Annotated in this window: 23 protein-coding genes and 1 pseudogene; 5 read left to right on the top strand and 19 right to left on the bottom strand. The window is 71.6% G+C overall.

All coding sequences use genetic code 11. From position 1 onward, the window contains the following. Positions 1-26: 26 nt before the first annotated feature. A pseudogene (locus ABD908_RS02995) lies at positions 27-227 on the bottom strand (LysR family transcriptional regulator); the annotation flags it as partial. A 104-nt stretch (positions 228-331) separates the two neighbouring features. Here ABD908_RS02995 and ABD908_RS02990 point away from each other — a divergent pair. Next, a complete protein-coding gene (locus tag ABD908_RS02990; protein ID WP_344990611.1) occupies positions 332-856 on the top strand; it encodes a GNAT family N-acetyltransferase in 525 nt (174 codons plus the stop codon). On the opposite strand, the gene ABD908_RS02985 is transcribed toward ABD908_RS02990, so the two are convergent. Beyond that, complete coding sequence (locus tag ABD908_RS02985) at positions 853-1,347, bottom strand: hypothetical protein (protein ID WP_344990608.1); 495 nt, start codon at positions 1,345-1,347, stop codon at positions 853-855. The two genes, ABD908_RS02990 and ABD908_RS02985, sit on opposite strands and share 4 nt — an antisense overlap. Before the next feature lie 144 nt (positions 1,348-1,491). Here ABD908_RS02985 and ABD908_RS02980 point away from each other — a divergent pair, with 144 nt between their 5' ends. Then, on the top strand, positions 1,492-2,439 hold the full coding sequence (locus ABD908_RS02980; protein WP_344990605.1) for a hypothetical protein: 948 nt from the start codon (positions 1,492-1,494) through the stop codon (positions 2,437-2,439). 13 nt (positions 2,440-2,452) lie between these two features. On the opposite strand, the gene ABD908_RS02975 is transcribed toward ABD908_RS02980, so the two are convergent. Next, entirely contained in the window at positions 2,453-3,271 is an 819-nt protein-coding gene (locus ABD908_RS02975; RefSeq protein WP_344990602.1) for a DUF1266 domain-containing protein, read from the bottom strand. A 126-nt stretch (positions 3,272-3,397) separates the two neighbouring features. Next, positions 3,398-3,601, bottom strand: coding sequence for a heavy-metal-associated domain-containing protein (locus ABD908_RS02970; RefSeq protein ID WP_344990599.1), 204 nt, complete (start codon positions 3,599-3,601; stop codon positions 3,398-3,400). Between the two features lie 122 nt (positions 3,602-3,723). Here ABD908_RS02970 and ABD908_RS02965 point away from each other — a divergent pair, with 122 nt between their 5' ends. Beyond that, a complete protein-coding gene (locus ABD908_RS02965; RefSeq protein ID WP_344990596.1) occupies positions 3,724-4,491 on the top strand; it encodes a crotonase/enoyl-CoA hydratase family protein in 768 nt (255 codons plus the stop codon). 52 nt (positions 4,492-4,543) lie between these two features. Then, positions 4,544-5,017: an NUDIX hydrolase gene (locus ABD908_RS02960; protein WP_344990594.1), complete on the top strand. Its 474-nt coding sequence runs from the start codon at positions 4,544-4,546 to the stop codon at positions 5,015-5,017. Between the two features lie 13 nt (positions 5,018-5,030). Here the strand turns inward: ABD908_RS02960 and ABD908_RS02955 are convergent, their stop codons facing one another. The 7 genes from ABD908_RS02955 to ABD908_RS02925 form a co-directional block, all read right to left on the bottom strand. Then, positions 5,031-5,519, bottom strand: coding sequence for a DUF3093 family protein (locus ABD908_RS02955; RefSeq protein ID WP_344990592.1), 489 nt, complete (start codon positions 5,517-5,519; stop codon positions 5,031-5,033). Further along, positions 5,516-6,058: a hypothetical protein gene (locus ABD908_RS02950; RefSeq protein ID WP_344990589.1), complete on the bottom strand. Its 543-nt coding sequence runs from the start codon at positions 6,056-6,058 to the stop codon at positions 5,516-5,518. Before ABD908_RS02950 ends, ABD908_RS02955 begins: the two co-directional genes overlap by 4 nt. A gap of 13 nt (positions 6,059-6,071) precedes the next feature. Next, positions 6,072-7,058: a porphobilinogen synthase gene (gene hemB, locus ABD908_RS02945; RefSeq protein ID WP_344990586.1), complete on the bottom strand. Its 987-nt coding sequence runs from the start codon at positions 7,056-7,058 to the stop codon at positions 6,072-6,074. A 20-nt stretch (positions 7,059-7,078) separates the two neighbouring features. Next, on the bottom strand, positions 7,079-8,722 hold the full coding sequence (locus tag ABD908_RS02940; protein WP_344990634.1) for a bifunctional uroporphyrinogen-III C-methyltransferase/uroporphyrinogen-III synthase: 1,644 nt from the start codon (positions 8,720-8,722) through the stop codon (positions 7,079-7,081). A 156-nt stretch (positions 8,723-8,878) separates the two neighbouring features. Then, complete coding sequence (gene hemC, locus ABD908_RS02935; RefSeq protein WP_344990583.1) at positions 8,879-9,826, bottom strand: hydroxymethylbilane synthase; 948 nt, start codon at positions 9,824-9,826, stop codon at positions 8,879-8,881. Positions 9,827-9,876: 50 nt separating this feature from the next. Continuing rightward, positions 9,877-11,214 (bottom strand): glutamyl-tRNA reductase, encoded by a 1,338-nt coding sequence (locus ABD908_RS02930; RefSeq protein ID WP_344990581.1) that lies wholly within the window; start codon positions 11,212-11,214, stop codon positions 9,877-9,879. A gap of 138 nt (positions 11,215-11,352) precedes the next feature. Beyond that, positions 11,353-11,634, bottom strand: a complete 282-nt coding sequence (locus tag ABD908_RS02925; RefSeq protein WP_344990578.1) for a glutaredoxin family protein — start codon at positions 11,632-11,634, stop codon at positions 11,353-11,355. Between the two features lie 175 nt (positions 11,635-11,809). Here ABD908_RS02925 and ABD908_RS02920 point away from each other — a divergent pair, with 175 nt between their 5' ends. Then, positions 11,810-12,700 (top strand): HAD family hydrolase, encoded by an 891-nt coding sequence (locus ABD908_RS02920; protein ID WP_344990632.1) that lies wholly within the window; start codon positions 11,810-11,812, stop codon positions 12,698-12,700. A gap of 118 nt (positions 12,701-12,818) precedes the next feature. Here the strand turns inward: ABD908_RS02920 and ABD908_RS02915 are convergent, their stop codons facing one another. From ABD908_RS02915 to ABD908_RS02880, 8 genes are all read right to left on the bottom strand, one after another. After that, positions 12,819-13,886, bottom strand: a complete 1,068-nt coding sequence (locus ABD908_RS02915; RefSeq protein WP_344990576.1) for a lysophospholipid acyltransferase family protein — start codon at positions 13,884-13,886, stop codon at positions 12,819-12,821. Continuing rightward, positions 13,886-14,950, bottom strand: a complete 1,065-nt coding sequence (locus ABD908_RS02910) for an NAD-dependent epimerase/dehydratase family protein (RefSeq protein ID WP_344990574.1) — start codon at positions 14,948-14,950, stop codon at positions 13,886-13,888. The genes ABD908_RS02915 and ABD908_RS02910 overlap by 1 nt, the downstream gene beginning before the upstream one ends. A 184-nt stretch (positions 14,951-15,134) precedes the next feature. Further along, positions 15,135-15,236 (bottom strand): 30S ribosomal protein bS22, encoded by a 102-nt coding sequence (locus tag ABD908_RS02905; RefSeq protein WP_003402602.1) that lies wholly within the window; start codon positions 15,234-15,236, stop codon positions 15,135-15,137. A 194-nt stretch (positions 15,237-15,430) separates the two neighbouring features. Next, complete coding sequence (locus tag ABD908_RS02900; protein ID WP_344990570.1) at positions 15,431-15,682, bottom strand: helix-turn-helix domain-containing protein; 252 nt, start codon at positions 15,680-15,682, stop codon at positions 15,431-15,433. Between the two features lie 131 nt (positions 15,683-15,813). Beyond that, complete coding sequence (gene proC / locus ABD908_RS02895) at positions 15,814-16,608, bottom strand: pyrroline-5-carboxylate reductase (protein ID WP_344990568.1); 795 nt, start codon at positions 16,606-16,608, stop codon at positions 15,814-15,816. Then, a complete protein-coding gene (locus tag ABD908_RS02890) occupies positions 16,605-17,480 on the bottom strand; it encodes a thioesterase family protein (protein ID WP_344990566.1) in 876 nt (291 codons plus the stop codon). The genes proC and ABD908_RS02890 overlap by 4 nt, the downstream gene beginning before the upstream one ends. A gap of 33 nt (positions 17,481-17,513) precedes the next feature. Continuing rightward, positions 17,514-18,362: a sugar phosphate isomerase/epimerase family protein gene (locus ABD908_RS02885; protein WP_344990563.1), complete on the bottom strand. Its 849-nt coding sequence runs from the start codon at positions 18,360-18,362 to the stop codon at positions 17,514-17,516. Positions 18,363-18,404: 42 nt separating this feature from the next. Next, positions 18,405-19,511: a hypothetical protein gene (locus ABD908_RS02880; protein ID WP_344990561.1), complete on the bottom strand. Its 1,107-nt coding sequence runs from the start codon at positions 19,509-19,511 to the stop codon at positions 18,405-18,407. Between the last annotated feature and the right edge of the window lie 157 nt (positions 19,512-19,668).

The raw sequence follows: 19,668 nt of genomic DNA, 5'->3' as shown, positions 1-19,668 counted from the left end.
GGATACGCCGCGCCTCGTCGCCCTCACCGCGGCAGCAGCGCCGCGCCCGCCGCGGTGAGGGCGACGGTGCGGCTGGTCCGCACGAACAGGTCGGCACCGGCCAGCTGCTCGAGACGGCGGATCTGCTGGGACAGCGGCGGCTGCGCCATCCGGAGCCGCTCGGCCGCGCGCCCGAAGTGCAGCTCCTCGGCAACGGCCACGAAGTACCGGAGGTGGCGTATCTCGATACCGGGATCCATATCTTGATGATATCGATCGACTCTCGAAGAGGTATTGGACATATCGGCCGCAGCGCGGGAGGCTCGAATCCGGAACGCGAAGGAGCAGATGTATGACAGCCGAACCCACGACCCCCGAGGCCCGCGCCTCGTTCACGCGACCGGGCACCGTCACCGTCGGGCCGATGCGCACGCCGGCCGATGCCGAGGCGTTCCGGCGGATCGGCGAGGAGTGGCTCACGCGGCTCTTCAGCGTCACCGATGCGGACGCCGATCTGCTCGGCGACCCGCGGGGCCGGATCGTGGAGCGCGGCGGCGCCGTGCTGATCGCGCACGCGGACGGCGAGCCGGTCGGCTGCGTCGCGCTGCTCCCGTACCCCGACCGCGTCTTCGAACTCTCGAAGATGGGCGTGAGCCCCGGCTTCCAAGGCGGCGGGATCGGCCGGCGGTTGGTGACGGCCGCCGTCGACGAGGCTCGGCGGCTGGGCGCTCGGCGGGTGTTCCTGGGCAGCAGCCACGTCCTCGGCCCCGCCCTGCACCTCTACGAGGAGGCGGGTTTCATCCGGATCACGCGGGCGGACCTCCCCGTGGACGACTACTACGCGCGCGCCGACGTCTTCATGGACCTGCCTCTCTAGGTCGTGTGTGCGATCCGGGCCCGCACGAAGTCCACGGCGGCGGGTGGGAAGAGCGGAGCGGGGAATCCGAGCCGCCGACGCGGCGCCACGGTGACCAGCACCAGCGGACCGGCGCGGCGGATGCCCTTCACCGAGCGGTACGGCAGTACGGTCCGCCCGATCGGTGTGCCGATCATCAGCTCGTGCTCCCCGAAGCCGGACACCCACCGGCTGCCGGGCACCATCGAGGCCCGCGTGCCGCGGGCGGCCTGCGCGTACAGGAGTCCGATGAACACGACCGGGAACGCGATTCCGGCGGCAAGCCACGCGTCGGGCCCGAGCAGTACGGCCCGCACCACCACGTACACCACGGGTATGGCCAGACATACCGCGACCGTCGGGCGACGGACGACGGACAGGGTGGCGGCGCGGGCGAGTCGCGCGGCGTCGCCGGGGGCCGCGACCCACTCGTGGTGCACGGACGGAGCGGCGGGATCGGGGTACATGCTCACCGGGCCACGGTAGAGCAGCCGACCTGCCTCGCGGTTGGCCGCGACTTGGCGGCTGGGCGTCCTTTCGCGCCCGCGAGCCGGGTGCGCGACCGACGGCGGCCGAGCGGCCGTGGAGTGTCGGAGGGCACCGGTAGCATCGCCCACATGGTCGAGTTCGTCACGCCCTCGGGCAGGGTGGCGCTGGAGGGCGCATCCGTGGTGATCACACGGCCCGCGAGTCGCGTCACCGTCGCCCTGTCCGAGATCGAGGACGTCACGGTAGGCTCCGCGTATCTGCAGGTGCGGGTTCTGGGCCAGGTAGCGGCGAACCCCGTCAGTGCCGCCCACGACCCGTGCGTCCTACTCATCGCGCCCGGCGACGCGCCGGCGGCCGAGAGCCTACGCGCGGCGGTACTCGCGGCCCGCGACAAGACGGGATCCGACGGTGCCGGGCAACCGAGCACTGCGCAGCCGGAGGACGAGCGCGCCGGCGCCGACGACATCCCGCACGTGACGCTGGAGCACCGTCGAGCCACGCGGGCGTCGTACGGCCCCGCGACCCGCGAGCGCCCCGACATCAAGGCCGCTTTCCACTGGTTCCGGCACCTCGCGCAGCTCCCGAATCCGGACCGCTGGATCGTCGAGACGGTCGCCGACGACGAGATGGTGCTCGGCGCGTTCGACGCATGGCGCAACAAGGACGAGGGTTGGCAGTTGGTGGTGGTCACCGATCGACGCATCCTCCGCGCCACCGAGCGCCCCTCGCCCGCGCTGTACGAGATCCCGATCGGCGCCGTGGTCGGCCTGTACAAAGGTGACACCGCCGACGGGCAGGTCGAGGCCCGGATCACCGACCGCACCGGCTATCACCGGCTGTGGATGCGCAACGTGGACGCGTTCTCAGCGCTGTTCACGGCCGTCACCAGCGCCCGCAGCCGGCGGACGGTATCGCCGCCGCCCGCACCCGAGCCCCCGCTCGGGGCGGACATAGAGGCACAGTACGACAAGATCGCGCAGCTGCACCGGGCGGTCGCCGAGGGGACCGTCCAGGAGGACGAGCTGGGCCGCCGGACCGCCGCCGTGTTCGGCGTGACGCTCCGCGAGGCCGATTGACCCCGCCGTCGGCTCAGCCCTGCAGCGTCACCCGGCGCCACGGGCTGGTGGGTGCCTCGAACAGCTGGTGCAGCTCCGCAGCGACGCGCTTCTCCTCGCCGGCGACGCGTGTGATGTCGTCGAGCGCGAGCCAGTAGGCCCGTCCCGTCAGCAGGCCGTCGGCGAACATCTCCCAGTCGGCGTACTCGGCCTGCGCGCGACGCAGAGCAGCCTCGAGCATCCCCCACGCCTCCCCCTCGTCGATCATCCCCACGGTGAAACCGCACCGCACGATGATCGGTACGCGGGCGAGATCCCACGCGCGGATGTGCCTCGGCAGGGTGCGGTTGTCGGTGAGGTGCGTCAGCAGGTTCATCGCGAGCAGCCGGTACACGGCCTCGTGCGCCTGCAGTAGATCCCGCGGGTCCTGATCGAGCAATGCCCCGCGGATGATGAGGAACCGCTGGTGCTCCTCGAGGGTGTCGGGCGAGACCGGCTGCTTGCCGTCACGCACCTGCACACCGAGGCGGTGCGCCAGCGGATACACGGTCTCGTAGTCTGCGCTGTGCATGCCGTCGAGCAGCCGCGCCACCATCTTGCGCAGCTCCACCGCGTCGCCGATGCCCCAGTCATCCGCGAGGGCACGTCGGGCGCAGGCCGTCGGGTCGTCTCCGTGCCTCAGACAGGCGCGCCGCAACTCGTCGACGGTGTGGCTGCCACGGTCGACGTACGCCCCGAGCGCGAGCGCGCGCAGGCGATGATCCGGGATCGCCGCGCCCGACCAGTCGAACTCGCCGCGCATATCCCCACTGGGCCACAGGGTGACGGGAGGACGGGTCGCCGGCGCGCTCATGCGGCCACGCTACCGCTCGACGGTGTTCCATCCGATGGAGCGCTCCCCCGAAATCGACCGCCCAGCGGCCCAGACCCGTCCGAATCGGGGGTCTGCGCCGCTGGAGCGTCGACTTCGGGGCACTCCTCAGACCAGGGCGTAACCGGCCTCGTCCACGGCCGCGGCGACGGCGTCCCGTGCCAGCTCCGCGTCGCTGGTCACGGTCACGGCACCGGTCTCGAGGTTCACGTCGACCCCGGTCACACCCGCGATCTCCGAGATCTCCTCGCGCACCGATGCGGCGCAGTGGCCGCAGGTCATGCCCGTCACCGTGTAGGTCTCGACAGTCATCCGACATCTCCTTCTTCTCGCGTGCCATCATGCCCGCTACCCGGTCGAATATACCCCTCAGGGGTATGCGCGGGTCGCGCGTGTGCGACCAGACTCACAGCAGTCGAGGAAACGGAGCCACCGTGCAGGACATCCGCGTCGAGACCGACAGCGACGTGACCGTCGTCACGCTGGCCCGCCCCGAGCGGCGCAACGCAGTCGATGGGCCCATGGCCGCCGAGCTCGCGCAGGCGTTCCGCGAGTTCGAGGCATCGGACGCGAAGGTCGCGGTGCTGGCCGGGGACGGGCCCTCGTTCTGCGCCGGCGCCGACCTCAAGGGCGTGGGCACCGAACGCGGGAACGTCCTGGATCCCGATGGCGACGGCCCGATGGGCCCCACCCGGCTGAACCTCGACAAGCCGGTGATCGCCGCGATCTCGGGCCACGCCGTGGCGGGCGGGCTGGAGCTCGCGCTGTGGTGCGACCTGCGCATCGCCGACGAGGATGCGACGCTCGGGGTGTTCTGTCGCCGCTGGGGCGTTCCCCTGATCGACGGCGGAACGGTCCGGCTCCCCCGCCTGATCGGGCACAGCCGCGCGATGGACCTGATCCTCACCGGTCGCCCGGTGGACGCGCAGGAGGCGCTGTTCATCGGCCTGGTCAACCGGGTCGTGCCGAGCGGCACCGCGCGGGCGGCGGCCATCGCCCTCGCCCACGACATCGCCCGGATGCCGCAGACCTGCATGCGCGGCGACCGGCGGTCGGCCCGCGCGCAGTGGGGCGACGACGAGGTCGTCGCGATGCGACGCGAGTTCTCCATCGGCATGGCCTCGCTCGTCGCCGACGGTGTCGGGGGTGCCGCCCGGTTCGCGTCCGGGCGCGGGCGCGGGGGCTCGTTCGAGGACATCTGAGACCGTGCCGCGGGGACCGGCAGCGGCCCGGACCCGCCCGTAGGCTGTGGCCATGCCCGTACCGGAGTACATCCGCACCGTCCGCACCAAGATCGGGACCGACCTGCTGTGGCTACCCGGGGTGGCGGCCGTCGTGGTCAGCGATGCCGGGGAGATCCTGCTGGGGCGCCGTTCCGACTTCGGGCACTGGGCCAGCCCTGCGGGGGTCCTCGAGCCCGGCGAGCAGCCGGCCGATGCGATCCTGCGCGAGATCACGGAGGAGACCGGGGTGACGGCGCGGATCGTGGACCTGGTGTCGATCGAGTCCGACCCACCGGTCACCTACCCGAACGGGGACGTCTCGCAGTACCTGTCGATCCTGTTCCTGTGCCGGTACGTGTCGGGCGAGGCACACGTGGCCGACGACGAGTCCACGGACGTGGGGTGGTTCGACCCGAACGACCTGCCCGACGGTATGCCGCCCCGGCAGCTCGCCCGGATCCACCGGGCGCTGGGGCCGCGCACACCTGCGTGGCTGCCCTCCTGACCTCACCCGACGATCAGTGCGTCGGCAGCAGCGGGGCGAGCGCCTCGCGGAGGGCGTAGTCGTTCTTGGCCCACGCCTGCACGGTCTCGCCGTCGGCGAGGACGAGCCCCACGGGGTAGCGACGGCGCGGAACGCGCGGCAGTTGCCCGAGGGTGCGCGCCGACATCCACTCGGGCCGCTCGGGCTCGGCCGCGCTCTTGGTGCGGCGCACGTCGTCGGGCGCGTAGCCGGGGAGGATCTCGGCGATCCGGTCGACGGGCAGCGATTCGTTGCCGCACCGCAGCGTGTCCCGGGTGAGTGCGACGGAGATGTGCGTGCGCCCGCCCGCCACCTGCAGCCACACCAGCAGGTCGATGGTCACGGCCAGCGCCGTCCACTGCCACCAGTGCACGGTGATGCCGACGGCGATCTCGGTGGCCGACACGATCACGGCCAGGATCGGGGCGACCGCCAGCCACCACACCGAGACACCCTGCTCGCGGTACACCGTCTCGGGGCTCATCGATCCCTGCCCTTCGGTTGCAGGAACGCGGTGGACTCCTTCGTGTGCATCATCATCAGCGCGCCGACCGCAGCGACCGCCCCGAGGATCGACGGCACCGCGGCGTACGGGTCGTGCGAGGAGACCAGCGAGATCGCGCCCTGGGCGAGGGCGAACGCCCCGCCCACGTCGAGCAGCGCCCGCGACCAGCCGACACCCCGCCACAGCAGGAACAGCAGCAGGGCGGCGACCGCGACGACGACCACGATCAGGCCGATCGCGATCACCAGCGTCATCGTCCGGAACTCCGCGTAGTCCAGGGTCAGCGACTGCTGCTTCCCGCTCTTCGTCTGGAAGTCGTCGTAGGCGGTACGCAGTCGCGTGTCGCTGCTGCCGGTCCACGTGCCGTAGCCGTTGGCGATCGCCATCGCGAGGATCACGAACACCCAGATCTGCAGGGACAGCACCAGGTCGGCCGGGCGCGGCCGCTTCGGGGCACTCGGCGCACCGGGATGCGGGGTCGCGGGCGGCAGGGGCCGCGGCGGTGGTGTGGACGTCACGCGGTACAGCCTCTCAGGCGAAGCGCTGCGCGAACTCGGTAGCCCAGTAGGTGAGCACGACGTCCGCGCCGGCGCGGCGGATGGCGGTGATCGACTCGACGATCGCGGCGTCGCGATCGATCCAGCCGTTCTGGGCGGCAGCGGTGATCATCGCGTACTCGCCGGAGATCTGGTAGGCGGCGACAGGCACCGGCGACGCGGCGGCGACGTCGGCGAGCACGTCGAGGTAGCTCATCGCCGGCTTCACCATCACGAGGTCTGCGCCCTCTGCGAGGTCCAGCTCCAGCTCGCGGCGGGCCTCGCGGCGGTTGGCCGCGTCCTGCTGGTACGTGCGGCGGTCGCCCTCGAGCGACGAGCCGACGGCCTCCCGGAACGGGCCGTAGAACGCCGAGGAGTACTTCGCGGTGTACGCCAGCAGGGAGACGTCGGCACGTCCGGCACCGTCGAGCGCGGACCGGATTGCGCCGATCTGGCCGTCCATCATCCCGGATGGCCCCAGCATGTGCGCCCCGGCCTCGGCCTGCGCGAGCGCCATCGCGCAGTAGCGCTCCACCGTCGCGTCGTTATCGACCTCGCCGGAGTCGGTGAGCACGCCGCAATGCCCGTGCGAGGTGAACTCGTCGAGGCAGGTGTCGGCCATGATCACCGTGGCATCGCCGAGGTCTGCGCGCAGCGCGGCCAGGCCGCGGTTGAGGATCCCGTCGGGCTCGGACGCCACCGTCCCCGCGGGATCCTTGTCCGCCTCGTCGGGCACGCCGAACAGCATCACCCCGCCCACACCCGCGCGTACGGCCTCGTCGGCCGCGGCCCGCAGGGAGTCGACGGTGTGCTGCACGACCCCCGGCATCGACGCGATCGGCACCGGTTCGGACACCTTGTCGCGCACGAACATCGGCAGCACCAGCTGGCGCGGCGCCACCGTCGTCTCGGCGACCAGGCGCCGTATCGCCGGGGTGGCGCGCAGCCGGCGCGGGCGGACGTTGGGGAAGCTCGCCGTCATATCAGTACCCACACCAGTGATCAGGATCGCGACCGCCTCGGCTTCTTGCGCGGGGGCGGGAGCGCACCCTCGGCGCGCAGCCGCGACGCATGCGCGGCCAGGGCCTCGACCAGGTCCTCGACGGAGGCCGTCTCCGGCTGCACGTCCACCCGCAGGCCGAACTCGATCGCGGTCTCCGCGGTCTTGGGGCCGATGCACGCGACGATCGTCCGGGTGTGCGGCTTGCCGGCGATGCCGACCAGGTTGCGCACCGTGGAACTGGACGTGAAGCACACCGCGTCGAACTCACCCGTCTTGATCATCTCGCGGGTCGACGCCGGCGGCGGCGCGGCCCGGACGGTGCGGTATGCGGTGACGTCGTCGATCTCCCAGCCGCGGTCGCGCAGCCCCTCGGCGAGGGTCTCGGTGGCGATGTCGGCGCGGGGCAGCAGGACCCGGTTGACCGGGTCGAAGACGTCGTCGAACGGCGGGAAGTCGTCGAGCAGGCCGAGGGACGACTGTTCGCCGCTGGGCACCAGCTCGGGCTCGATGCCGAAGCCGCGCACCTTCTCGGCGGTCGACTGGCCGACGCAGGCGATCTTGACACCGGAGAACGCGCGGGCGTCGAGGCCGAACTCGGTGAACTTCTCCCACACGGCGCGGACCGCGTTGGTGGAGGTGAAAACCACCCACTGGTAGCGGCCGTCCACCAGGCCCTTGACGGCGCGCTCCATCTGCGCCGGGCTGCGGGGCGGCTCGACCGCGATGGTGGGCACCTCCATCGGGATGGCGCCGTGCCCCCGCAGGCGCCCGGACATCTCGGCGGCCTGGTCCTTGGTCCGGGGCACGAGAACGGTCCAGCCGTACAGCGCGCGGGACTCCCACCACGACAGCCGGGTGCGGTGCGTGACCACCTTGCCGACGGTGACGACCAGCGGCCCGGGCAGCGCGACACCGGCCTCGTCGAGGGTCCCGAGGGTGGCCTCGACGGTCTTCTGCTTACAGGTGGAGCCGGACGACGTGATCGCGACCGGCGTCGACGCCGGCAGCGCATGCGCGATGAGCGCGGCCGCGGTGTCGGCGAGGTACTCGGCGGCGGCGCTCAGCACCAGGGGGCCGGGGGCCGCGGCGAGCGCCGCCCAGTCGACCTCACCACGGACGTCCGCCTGGGTGTGCGCGCCCCCGAGGGCCATGCCCGCGTAGGTCGGCACGGCGGCGAGCGGCGACAGGCCGGGCACGATCTCGAAGGCGATCTGGGTGCGGGAGACGGCCTGCACCTCGGCCAGCACGGCCTCCGACGCCATCGGGTCGCCGGCCACCAGCCGGACCACGTCATAGCCGTGGCGGGCCTGCGTGAGGAGCGCCTTCGCGACTTCGGCGGGCTCGCCGAGGGCGGGGATCACCCGCGCGGGGTTCACCAGCGCAGGCCCCTTGACGCCGGGCTTCGGCTTGTCCGCGACCCTGGCCGCGTCGTCCCGGGCCGCTGCGTCCTTCGTGACGGCCTGCTCGGCACCGTCGGCGACGGCCTCGGGCTCGAGCTCGGTCCCTACCAGATCGAGCACACCGACCGGAACATCCGGGTCCGTGTAGACCGTGCGGGCGGTGACGATAGTCTGCTGAGCACGAAGGGTGAGCAGCCCCGGATCGCCAGGACCGGAGCCGATGAAGGTGATGCGTCCCGGCATCGCGACGCGGCCCTTCGCGGGGGCCTTGCCCTGGCGGGGCTGACCGCCCGGAGGTGCGGTGTTCGCGGACTGTGCAGTGCGGCTCATGTGCTAGCTCTCTGTTGTCCCCTGTTTCGCCCGGCTGGCGGCCGGGCCGTGATGGGTGCGAGCGCCGCCCTACCCGCGGTCGGCGATCAGATCGCGTGCGCCCAGGTCGAGCAACTCCCGCGCCAGCGCGCTGCCCAGCGCGCCGGCATCACCCAGCGGACCGACCGTGGAGGCCCGGACCGAGTCGGAGCCGTCGGCAGCCAGCGCGATGCCGCGCAGCGACAGCTCCTCGAAGATCCGACCGTCGTCGTCCAAGGACTCGACGACATCCGCGATCGCACCGACGGGCGCGGTGCATCCTGCCTCCAGCTCGGCGAGCAGGGCGCGTTCGGCGGTGACCGCCGCTCGCGTCCCCGGATCATCCAGCCCGGAGAGGATGCGGTAGGTTACGGCATCGTCGCGACGGCATTCGACTGCGAGCGCACCCTGGGCGGGCGCGGGCAGCATCTGCACCGGATCCAGTGCCTCGGTGACCTCGTCCTGTCGACCGATCCGCACCAGCCCGGCGAGGGCGACCACCACTCCGTCGAACTCGCCGTCCGCTACTTTGCGTAACCGAGAATCAAGATTGCCCCTTAGGGGGCGGATTTCCAAACCCAGACCCAGTGCGGTAAGCTGTGCGGCCCGACGCGGGCTGGAGGTGCCGATCACCGAGCCGACGGGCAGCTCACCGAGCACCATCCCGTCGCGCGCGACGAGGGCGTCACGGGCGTCCACACGCGGCGGTACGGCCGCGAGGGCGAGCCTGTCGTCGGGGGCCGTGGGGAGATCCTTGAAGCTGTGCACCGCCACGTCGACGTGGCCCTCGGCGAGCGCATCGCGCAGCGCGGAGGTGAACACGCCGACGCCGATCTTCTCGACCGGCTCCGAACTGAGGTCGCCGGGCGTCTTGACGATCACCAGCTCGGCCGGGTGGCCGGCGGCGATCAGGGCGTCGCGGACGGTGCCGGCCTGCGTCGTGGCGAGCAGGGAGCCGCGCGTACCGATGCGGACGGTCTTCGGGGTGCTGTCAGCCACGGTGTCGTCTCGCCGATCGGTTGCGGGGTTGGTGTAGTGGGACCGAGCTCTCAGGCACGCGGGTCCTCGGCGGCCTCCGCCGTCGACACCGCGCCGGTCGCGCCCGGCTTGAGCTCGAACAGCTCCCGCAGGGCCTCCGCATAGGAGTCGCCCTGCGGCGTCGCCGCGAGCTGCTTGACCCGTACCGTCGGCGCGTGCAGCAGCTTGTCGACGACGCGCCGGACGGTCTGCGCGACCTCGTCGCGGTACTGGCCGTCGAGACCGGGAACGCGGGAGTCGAGCCGCAGCAGCTCGGCCTCCACCACTTCCGCGGCGCGGCGGCGCAGCGCGGTCACCGTCGGCGTCACCTCGGCGGATCGCTGCGCTGAAAGATATTCGGCTAGTTCGGCTTTGACGATGTCCCGCGCCTTCTGCGCGTCGTCCTCGGCGGCCTGTGCGCCGGGCTCACGGGCGAGGGTCTCGATGTCGACGACGGCCACGCCCGGCAGGCCCGCGACGGCGTGATCGACGTCCCGCGGCAGGCCGAGGTCGCACACCACCAGGCCCGTGGCGGCGGCGCGGGCGGTGAGGGCGGAGTGCACGTCGGCCAGGGTGACGACGGTGCCCACCGCCCCGGTACACGTGACCAGCATGTCGGCGCCGGCGAGCTCGGCGACGAGGCGCTCGATACCCATGCCGCGGGCACCGTCGGCGCCCGCCTCGCGCGCCGTGGCGGCGAGCCGCTCCGCCTTCTCCACCGTGCGGTTGAGGATCGCGATGTCGGTGACGCCGGCGCGCGCGAGGTGCGTGACCGCCAGCGAACCCATGGCACCGGCGCCGAGCACGACGGCGCGGCGGATGCGGCCGCCCTGCCGGTCGAGGATGTTCGCGGCGCGGTCGATGGCGACGGAGACCACCGAGGCACCCGCCCGATCGATGCCGGTGTCGCTGTGCACCCGCTTGCCGACGTGCAGCGCGCGCTGCGCGAGGTCGTGGATGACCTTGCCCGCGACCTGATGCTCGTCGGACGCCGCGTACGCGGTGCGGATCTGGCCGAGGATCTGTTGCTCGCCGACGACCATCGAATCGAGGCCGCTGGCGACCGAGAACAGGTGGTGCACCGCGGCCTCGGAGTAGCGCACGAAGGCGTGCTGCGACAGCTCGCTGAGGCTCAGGCCGGACCGGCGGCACAGCACGTCGCCCACGGCCTCGAGAGCCGGGTGGAACGCCTCTACGACGACGTAGACCTCGATGCGGTTGCAGGTCGCGACCACCATCGCCTCGTCGATATGGGGCGACTCGAGCAGTTCGTGGAGCACCTTGGGGCGGTCGCAATCGGGTATCGCGAGCTTCTCGAGTACGGATACCGGCGCGCTGCGATGCGACGCGCCGAACAGCAGTACCGACACCTGAGCTGCTCCTTTACCTCGCTGGCCCCTGCCACGGCGGTGGTATCTGCACCGTACTCCCGTTCCACCCGGTTCCGGAAAACGGCCGCACGCGGCATGATCTCCGCCACCGTCCGCACTACCGGGACGTGATGTAGGTCACCGATTCCGCAGCCTCGCGATGTCCGCGCGCAGACGGGGCACGTCGACCTCCCAGTACGCGTGCTCCTCCCCCTGCAGCAGCACCACCGGCAGGCGGTCGCCGAACTCGGCCCGCAGCTCCCCGTCCTCGACGGCGTCCACGTCCACGACGTCCAGCACCACCACCGACTCGGCACACAGCGGCGTGAGCTCCGCGCGGGCGCGCTCACACATCGCGCAGCCCGCACGCGTGAGGAGGGTGACGTGCACATCGCCGTCGGGCGAGCCGGGACCAACCATGCGACCGAGTCTCCCATGCGGCTCGATTCGCACGCCCGCTCGCCGACGGTGCCGAGCACGCGCGGCTAAGGTTGACTGGTACTCATCCGCCGGACCCGTTCGGGAGGTAGCCGTGTCAGAGGGCGATTCGGGCCGAGCGCAGGCCGGCCCGACCTGGTGGGAGAACAACGGCCGGCTGCCGAGTGCCGACGAGCGGCGCCAGAGCGAGGCCGGGGAGGCGAGCGCCGACGCAGCGCACACCATGCTGCTCGAGACCGCCGGGCCACAGGAGGAGTTCGCCGACGGCGAGACGGTTCCGCCCGACCTCACCGCTGCGGCATTCTTCGACGTCGACAACACGATGGTGCAGGGCGCGTCGATCGTGCACTTCGCGCGCGGGTTGGCGGCCCGCAAGTACTTCAGCTACTCCGACATCGCCGGCGCGATGTGGATGCAGGCCAAGTTCCGGCTCACCGGCAAGGAGAACTCGGACGACGTGTCGGCCGGCCGCGACAAGGCCCTGTCGTTCATCGCCGGGCGCTCCACCGAGGAACTGCGGCTGCTCGGCGAGGAGATCTACGACGAGGTGATCGCCGACAAGATCTGGCCCGGCACGCGCGCCCTCGCCCAGATGCACCTCGACGCGGGTCAGCAGGTGTGGCTGGTGACGGCGACCCCCGTCGAACTCGCGCAGACCATCGCGACGCGGCTGGGGCTGACGGGGGCGCTGGGTACCGTCGCCGAATCGGAGGACGGGATCTTCACCGGCAAGCTGGTCGGCGACATCCTGCACGGGTTGGGGAAGGCGCATGCGGTGCGGTCGCTGGCGATCCGCGAGGGGCTCAACCTCAAGCGATGCACCGCCTACAGCGATTCACACAACGACGTCCCGATGCTCTCGCTGGTGGGCACCGCGGTCGCGATCAACCCCGACTCGGACCTGCGGGACGTGGCCCGCGTGCGCGGCTGGGAGATCCGCGACTACCGCACGGGCCGCAAGGCCGCACGGATCGGCGTCCCGACCGCGCTGGGCGTGGGCGTGGCCGCCGGCGGCACCGCCGCGGCGATCAAGTACCTGCGCAAGTAACCGACCTGTGCACCCATGCGTCGCCGCCGTCACACGGAGACTTCGCGGTCACACGGAGACTTCGCGGAGATACACCGACGGATGGGCACACCGACGGATGGGTGCACAGGTTGGGAACTCAGTAGTCCTGGAAGATGTTCTTCCGGCGCGCCAGGATGCGGTACAGCGACTGCTGGATCGTCTCGCGCACGTTGTCGGTGAGCTCGAACACCACCATCGGATCGTCGGCGTCGGCCTGCTCGTAGCCCTCGGTCGAGATGGGCTCACCGAATTCGATATGCCACTTCGACGGCAGCGGCACCATGCCCAGCGGGCCCAACCACGGGAAGAACGGCGTGACCGGCACGTACGGCAGCCCCAGCAGCCGGGCGACGGGCTTGACGTCGTACAGCATCGGGTACGTCTCCTCGGCGCCCACGATAGACACCGGGATGATCGGCACCTGCGCGCGGATCGCGGCGGTCACGAACCCGCCGCGGCCGAACCGCTGCAGCTTGTACCGGTCGCGGTAGAGCTTGCCGATGCCCTTGAAACCCTCCGGCCACACCGCCACCAACTCACCGCGGGTCAGCAGGGCCTCCGCGTCGGCGTTGCAGGCGACGGTGGCGCCCAGCTTGCGGGCGACCTCCCCGATCACCGGATACTCGAACGCCAGGTCGGCGGCCAGGAGCCGCAGGTGCCGCTGCTCCGGATGGTTGTCGTGCACCGCGACCGCCGACATGAGGCCGTCGAGCGGGATGACGCCCGAGTGGTTGGCGACCAGTAGGGCGCCGCCCTCAGCGGGAAGATGCTCGACACCCGAGGTGTCCACGCGGAACCACTTGTCATAGACCGGGCGCAGCGCGGGCAGGAACACGGCGTCGGTCAGGTGCGGGTCGAAACCGAAGGGGTCGATGTCGTAGTCGCCGGTCAGGCGCTCCCGGACGAAGGCCGCGCCACCGGCGACCTGGTCGGCGGCCCGGTCGCGCCAGCCGCGCGCCGAGTCCGCGTCTGCCGTGTCGACGTCCGGCACCGTGGTGGGGTTGAGGGCGTGGACGGTGGCGCCGCGCGGCCGCACCGGCTCACCGGCCAGCGCCGACGGGTGCCGCTGCTGCGCACGCTCGCGCCCCGCGGTCCGGCGCTGGGTGTCGATCGACACCGGCAACTGGAGAACCTTCGCGTGCTCGCTCGTCTCTGCCTTCGTCATCAGGTCCCTACCGTCGCCAACCGTCTCGCCAGCGAGACCACCCGCTGTTCCACCGCCGTTATCGAGTCCACACTGATTGTAGATTCCACGGGCCCGCGGCGGGTGACGTCTTCCATCGTCGCCCGCGTCGTGTACTTGGGCACGAAGCCGAACTCGTCTCGCATCCGGGTGGTGTCGAAGGCGTTCCCGTAACTCAGGTAGTCCAGATGCGACTGGGGGCCGCTCAGTGTGGGCCTTCCGCGCAGCGCCGACACCGTCAGCCCGAAGGCGGGGCGGATCACCGGCACCTGGAGTCGGCCCGCGAGCCGCACGGCCTGTGACATGGCGATGGCACCGTCACCTGCGATGTTGAACGTGCCCACCTTGCCGCCCGACACCGCGTGCTCGAGTGCGCCGAGTGCATCGTCCTGGTGCAGCAGCTGCAGCCGCGCGTCGCGCCCGAACAGCGTGGGCACGATCGGGTGTTCGAACAGCGACCGCATCAGCGACTCCATGTCGGGGCCGAGGATCGGCGCCGTGCGAAGGACGGTGAGCGCGATGTCGGAGCGCCGACGCGCCATGCTGCGCGCGTACGTCTCGGCGTCGAGCAGGTCGCGTGCGTGCCCGGCGGCCCGGCCGGTGTCGACGGCGTCCTCCGGCATCAGCGACGGCCCGCGCGAGCGCGAGCCGTACACCGTGGTCGACGAGCGCATGACGACGCGCTTGACCTGTTCGGACTTCTGGCACGCGGCGAACACCCGCATCGACCCGAACACGATCGCGTCCTTCGTCGCGCCGGACGGCCAGTGGTTGTCCATGATCGAGGTGGCGGCGTGCACCACGGTGTCCACTTCGTTGGTCGCCATGATCTTGCCGAAGATGTGGCTGCGGTAGTCGGCGCGGATGAACTCCGCGGGTTCCATCCGGCGGCGCATGTCCTTGGTGGGCGGAACCGCGTCGACGCCTATCACCCGCTCGATATCGGAACGCTTCGCGAGCCGACGCACCAGATAGCCACCGAGGAAGGTGGAGGCACCCGTCACCATCACCACGCGGGGCGGAGCGGGCGTCGGCGGTTCGGTCATCCCCTCACCCTACGGCAGACGGCCGACACATCGCCCGACGAGCGAGGCAGGCGCACGAGCCCACGGGCGGCACCGACAGACACGCGAGGACCCGCCCGGGAAACGGGCGGGTCCTCGCGGTGGAAGCCACACATCCAGTGATCCACGCCGGTCGCGTACGACGCGGCGGCGGGGAGCGCCGGCGCTACTTGCCGAGTTTCCTACGCTGCACCCGGGTGCGACGGAGCAGCTTGCGGTGCTTCTTCTTCGACATGCGCTTGCGGCGCTTCTTGATCACTGAACCCATGGGTTCCTCTATCTCTCGTCCTACGGGGATACGGTTGCTTCGGCGGGCGACCTGCGAGCCGCCCCGCCGCCACCGTCCCGGCCATCCAAGGGCCCGTCCCGTAGCGACGCAGCAGGAGTCCACGATACCCGCACGTCAGGCGCGGGCGAAATCGCCTCCTAGCGGCCGCACCGCCGCCGGCGCCGTGGAGGCGGCTAGCCTGCGTCGAAGTAGGAGGTCTGCAGGTAGTCGTGCACGGCCTTCTCGTGCACACGGAACGAGCGACCCACGCGCACTGCGGGGAGCTCGCCGTTGTGCACCAGCCGGTACACGGTCATCTTCGACACGCGCATCAGCGTTGCGACCTCCGCGACGGTCAGGAAGGACGAACCACCACCGGCCTCGACCGCGCCCAACTCTGCGGGCTTGGCGCTCTTGTTTCCGGGATCCAGGTTTCTGGGTGCCATCTACTCCACATCCTCCGGCACGCGTCGCGCCGCCGGCTTCCCCTCCGGCGGACCAGACACGCACGTGCTTCGAGCAGCTTAGCGGTACCAATGGGGAAATTGCGACGGGAGTGAGGCCATCGACCCGCTGGTCAGCGCCCGCCGAGTTCGGCCGAACGCTCGGCACACGCCCGGGTCGCTGCATAAAATGCAGGTCGGAGGCCATTTTTCTCCAACTCCCGGACGGCGGCGGCGGTCGTGCCACCCGGCGAGGTGACTCCCGCCCGGAGTTCGGTAGGCGAGCTGGAAGTCTCAACCATTAGTGCACCTGCACCCGCGATCGTCTCCGTGGCGAGGGTCGCGGCCTGGTCCCGGGTGAGTCCCAGGTCGACCCCCGCGTCGATCATCGCCTCCGCCACCAGGAACAGGTAGGCGGGCCCGGAACCGGACAACGCGGTGACCGCGTCGAGCTTCGACTCCGGGACCACGAGCACCTTGCCGACGGTGCCCAGCAACTCCCCGACCAGTGCGACGTTCTCGGGGGTCGCCGCGCTCCCGCCGCTCACGCCGCTCATCGACCGACCGACCAGCATCGCCGTGTTCGGCATGACCCGCACGACGGCCGTGCCGGCGGGCAGCACGGCCTCGTAGCGGCTGATCGGGACGCCCGCCGCCACCGTCACCACCAGCCCGGTACCGGCGGCGGCGATCGCGGGCAGCACCGCGTCGACGACGTCGGGCTTGACCGCGACCACGGCGATGTCGGCTCCCGCGAGGCCGTCGGCCGCCACCGTCGTCGCCCGTACGCCGTAGCGCTTCTCGAGCGCCGCGGCCCGCTCGGAACTCGGCTCGACCACCGTCAGCGTCCCGGCCTCGCGCCCTGCCGCTATCAGGCCGCCCAACAGCGCCTCGGCGATCCGCCCGCCGCCGATCAGGGTGATGTTCATAGCTGCTCCTCTACTCGTTGGGTGGGGCGGCGGGTGGGCAGCATCGCCAGCTGCCGTGTGCTCACCACGACGTGCCCCGCGGAGTCGACGACCAGATGGTCCTCCTCGAACCAGCGCTCGCCGATCACCGAGGCGGACGCGCGGAACCGCAGCCAGCCCGGTGCGGGCACACGTCGCACGTTCGCAGTCAGCTGCAGCGTGGGCGCCCAGCCGAGCAGCTGCAGGTTGGCGACGACGGGGATCGACACATCACCGGCCAGCAGCGCGAACAACATGGCGAGCTCGGCGGCGTCGGGGCGGCCGGCACCGTCGGCGGCGGGCCGCAGCCGCACCCATCCACGGGTCTCCGGCAGCCCCTCAGCGCCCCGCAGGAAGGGGGTCGACGTGGGGTCGTAGCGCACGTCGGCGACCTCGGCGACGTGGAACACGCCGGCCATCGGGTGGTCGCCGGCCACCGCGGTGGCATCGCCGCCGGGCTCGGGCGGCAGGAAGTCGACGAAGGCGTCGTCGCGGTAGCGCTCGTCGCCGGTCTCGGGCTCGGCGATGGTCACGGACGCCCGGACCGCGGCGCGACCGCCCTGGATCAGCTCGACGTCGACGGCGGAGGTGGTGCGGCCGCGCTTGACGACGGTGGTCCGCAACGCGACGGGCCCGGGGTCGGGTGCCGACAGGAAGTCCGCCGACACCAGGATGGGCGCGGCGGTGGGCGAGGCACCGTCGGCGCTCCGGTAGGCGGCCAGCGCGGCCGACGCGCACACGGCCAGCATCGCGCCGCCGTGCACCTTGGGGCCGACGGTCCACGTCGGATCGATCGTGGCGGTGTACCCGCCCTCCCCCTCGGTCACCTCGACCAGCTCGGCGAATGTCGCCACGGGCCTGCCTCCTTCAGCGCTCGCCCGGCGTCCTCACTCGGGACGCAGGTGCGCCCTCGCGAAGGCGAGGGCCTCACCGAGCATCGCACGGCGCTCCTCGGGGGTCTTCGCCGAGCCGGTGCCGACCTCGAGGATCACATGCCCCGCGAAACCGGACGCCACGAGTCGCCGCAGCACCGCGACGCAGGGCTGCGCCCCGCGTCCGGGCAGCAGGTGCTCGTCCACGGACGCCCCCAGCCCGTCGGTGAGGTGCAGGTGACTGAGCGCGCCACCCATGCGGTCCATGAGCGCGAGTGGGTCCATCCCGGCGGTCGCGGTGTGCGACAGGTCGAGGGTGTAATGCGCGAAGCCCACGTCGGTGGGGTCGATCGACGGCGAGAACGCCGAGACGGCCGGGCCCGGTTCGCCACCCCGGCGCCGCAGCCGTTCGGCCGATCCGGCGGTGCGGCCGAAGAAGCCGTCCAAGCGCAGCGGGAACATGTTCTCGACGGCGATCGCGATGTCGGTGTCGTCCTCCAGCTCGCCGACCAGGTCGACGAAGTTGTCGGCGTAGCGCCGCTGCCAGCGGAACGGCGGGTGCACCACCACCGCGGACGCGTCGAGGTCCTCGGCCGCGGCGACCGCGCGCGCCAGCTTCGCGGACGGGTCCGAGCCCCACACCCGCTGGCTGATCAGCAGGCACGGGGCGTGCACCGACAGCACCGGCACGTCGTACCGCATAGACATCCCGGCGATCTGCCCGACGTCCTGCGTCGCGGCCTCGGCCCAGACCATCAGCTCGACACCGTCGTAGCCCAGGTCGGCCGCGTAGTGGAAGGCGGCCTCGGCCTTCTCCGGGTACACCGACGCGGTCGACAGGCCGACGGTGATCTGCTCAGCCATCGGTCGGCTCACCCGTCGCGGGCGCTACGCCCATGGCGGACGCTACGACGATCTGGTGGAGAGGTACATCACCAGCGGTCCGAACGTGATCACTATGCCCACCGCCAACGCGAGCCCCAGGGTCACCAGATCGGTAGTCCTGCGCAGCAGGTGCGTGAACATGACGATCGCGATGATCACCACCGCCGCGAGCACCACGGTGAAGATCATCGGCGCCACGCCGCCCCAGCCCCACAGCTTGAAGAAGCCGAAGAACAGCACGGCACCCACCAGCAGGCCCACGACCACTTCGCCGAGCAGCGCCAGCCAGCCGAAGCCGGGGCGCGAGCGGCCGCCGCTCTTCCCGTCGCGCTCGTCGACGTGCTGACCGGGGACGTCGAACTCGCCCCGGTCGCGGGTCTGAAGCTGGGTGGTCGCGTAGTCGTCGTCCTCCTCGACCCAGTGCTCGGGCTGCGCGCCTGTCTGGCCCGCATCCGACGGTGTCGCGGCGTCCTCGTCGGGCCATGCGCCCGTCTCGGCGCGGCGGCGGGCCTCGGCGACGCTGCTCAGGCTGAACGACGCGGTGTCGGGGGCGCGCTGGGCACGCTCGTGCACCGTCGCCGTGCTGAAGTCGGCGGTCGCCATGCCGGGTGTGCCGGTCCCCCACTGCGACCAGGCATGCGGCTGCTGCGGGCCGCCGGACCCGGGCCCGTCGGGCTCAGGTCGGCCGGGCTCGGGTTCGACGGTGTCGGCCTCGGTCGCTGTCGCGTGGGTCTCGGTCGCGTGGGCCTCTGCCACCTGGGCATCCACCACTTCGGGCTCGGACGCCTCGGGTGTCTCCTCGGCCGGCAGCAGCTCCGCCTCGACGGGCGCGGCCCGCGACCCGGCGGCCTCGACGGGCACCTCGTGCCCGGCATCGTCGGCGTGCTCGACAGCGGCGTCGGCGATCTGCCCCGCCTGGGTACTCTCGTCGGCGTCGTCACCGGTCGCGTCGCCGCCCGCCCGGACGACGGGGATCTCACCGGTCAGCTCGGCTACGGTGACGGAGTTCTCGCCGCCGCGATGCCGCCGCCCGCGCCTGCCGGTCGCGGATGCGGCGCCCTCGGCCGCATTCGCGGCGTTGCGCGCCAGCAGCTCCGCAACCGAGATCGGCCGCGAATCGTCAGTCATTGCCTTCACCGTCCTGGAGTCTGCGTTCATCCTCGGGTGTCCGGCGCGGTCCGCCACGAGCTCCCGGAATCAGGGCTCAGCAACCTCACAAGACACTCTCGGTCTCACTGCTACTTCTGGGGCAGTGTAACGCGATGTTGCCTACGCGATCTCGCAC

Origin of the sequence: Tsukamurella soli (assembly GCF_039541155.1) — a bacterium.
GTDB classification, from domain to species: domain Bacteria; phylum Actinomycetota; class Actinomycetes; order Mycobacteriales; family Mycobacteriaceae; genus Tsukamurella; species Tsukamurella soli.
This window is presented reverse-complemented; position numbering and strand designations above follow the sequence as displayed.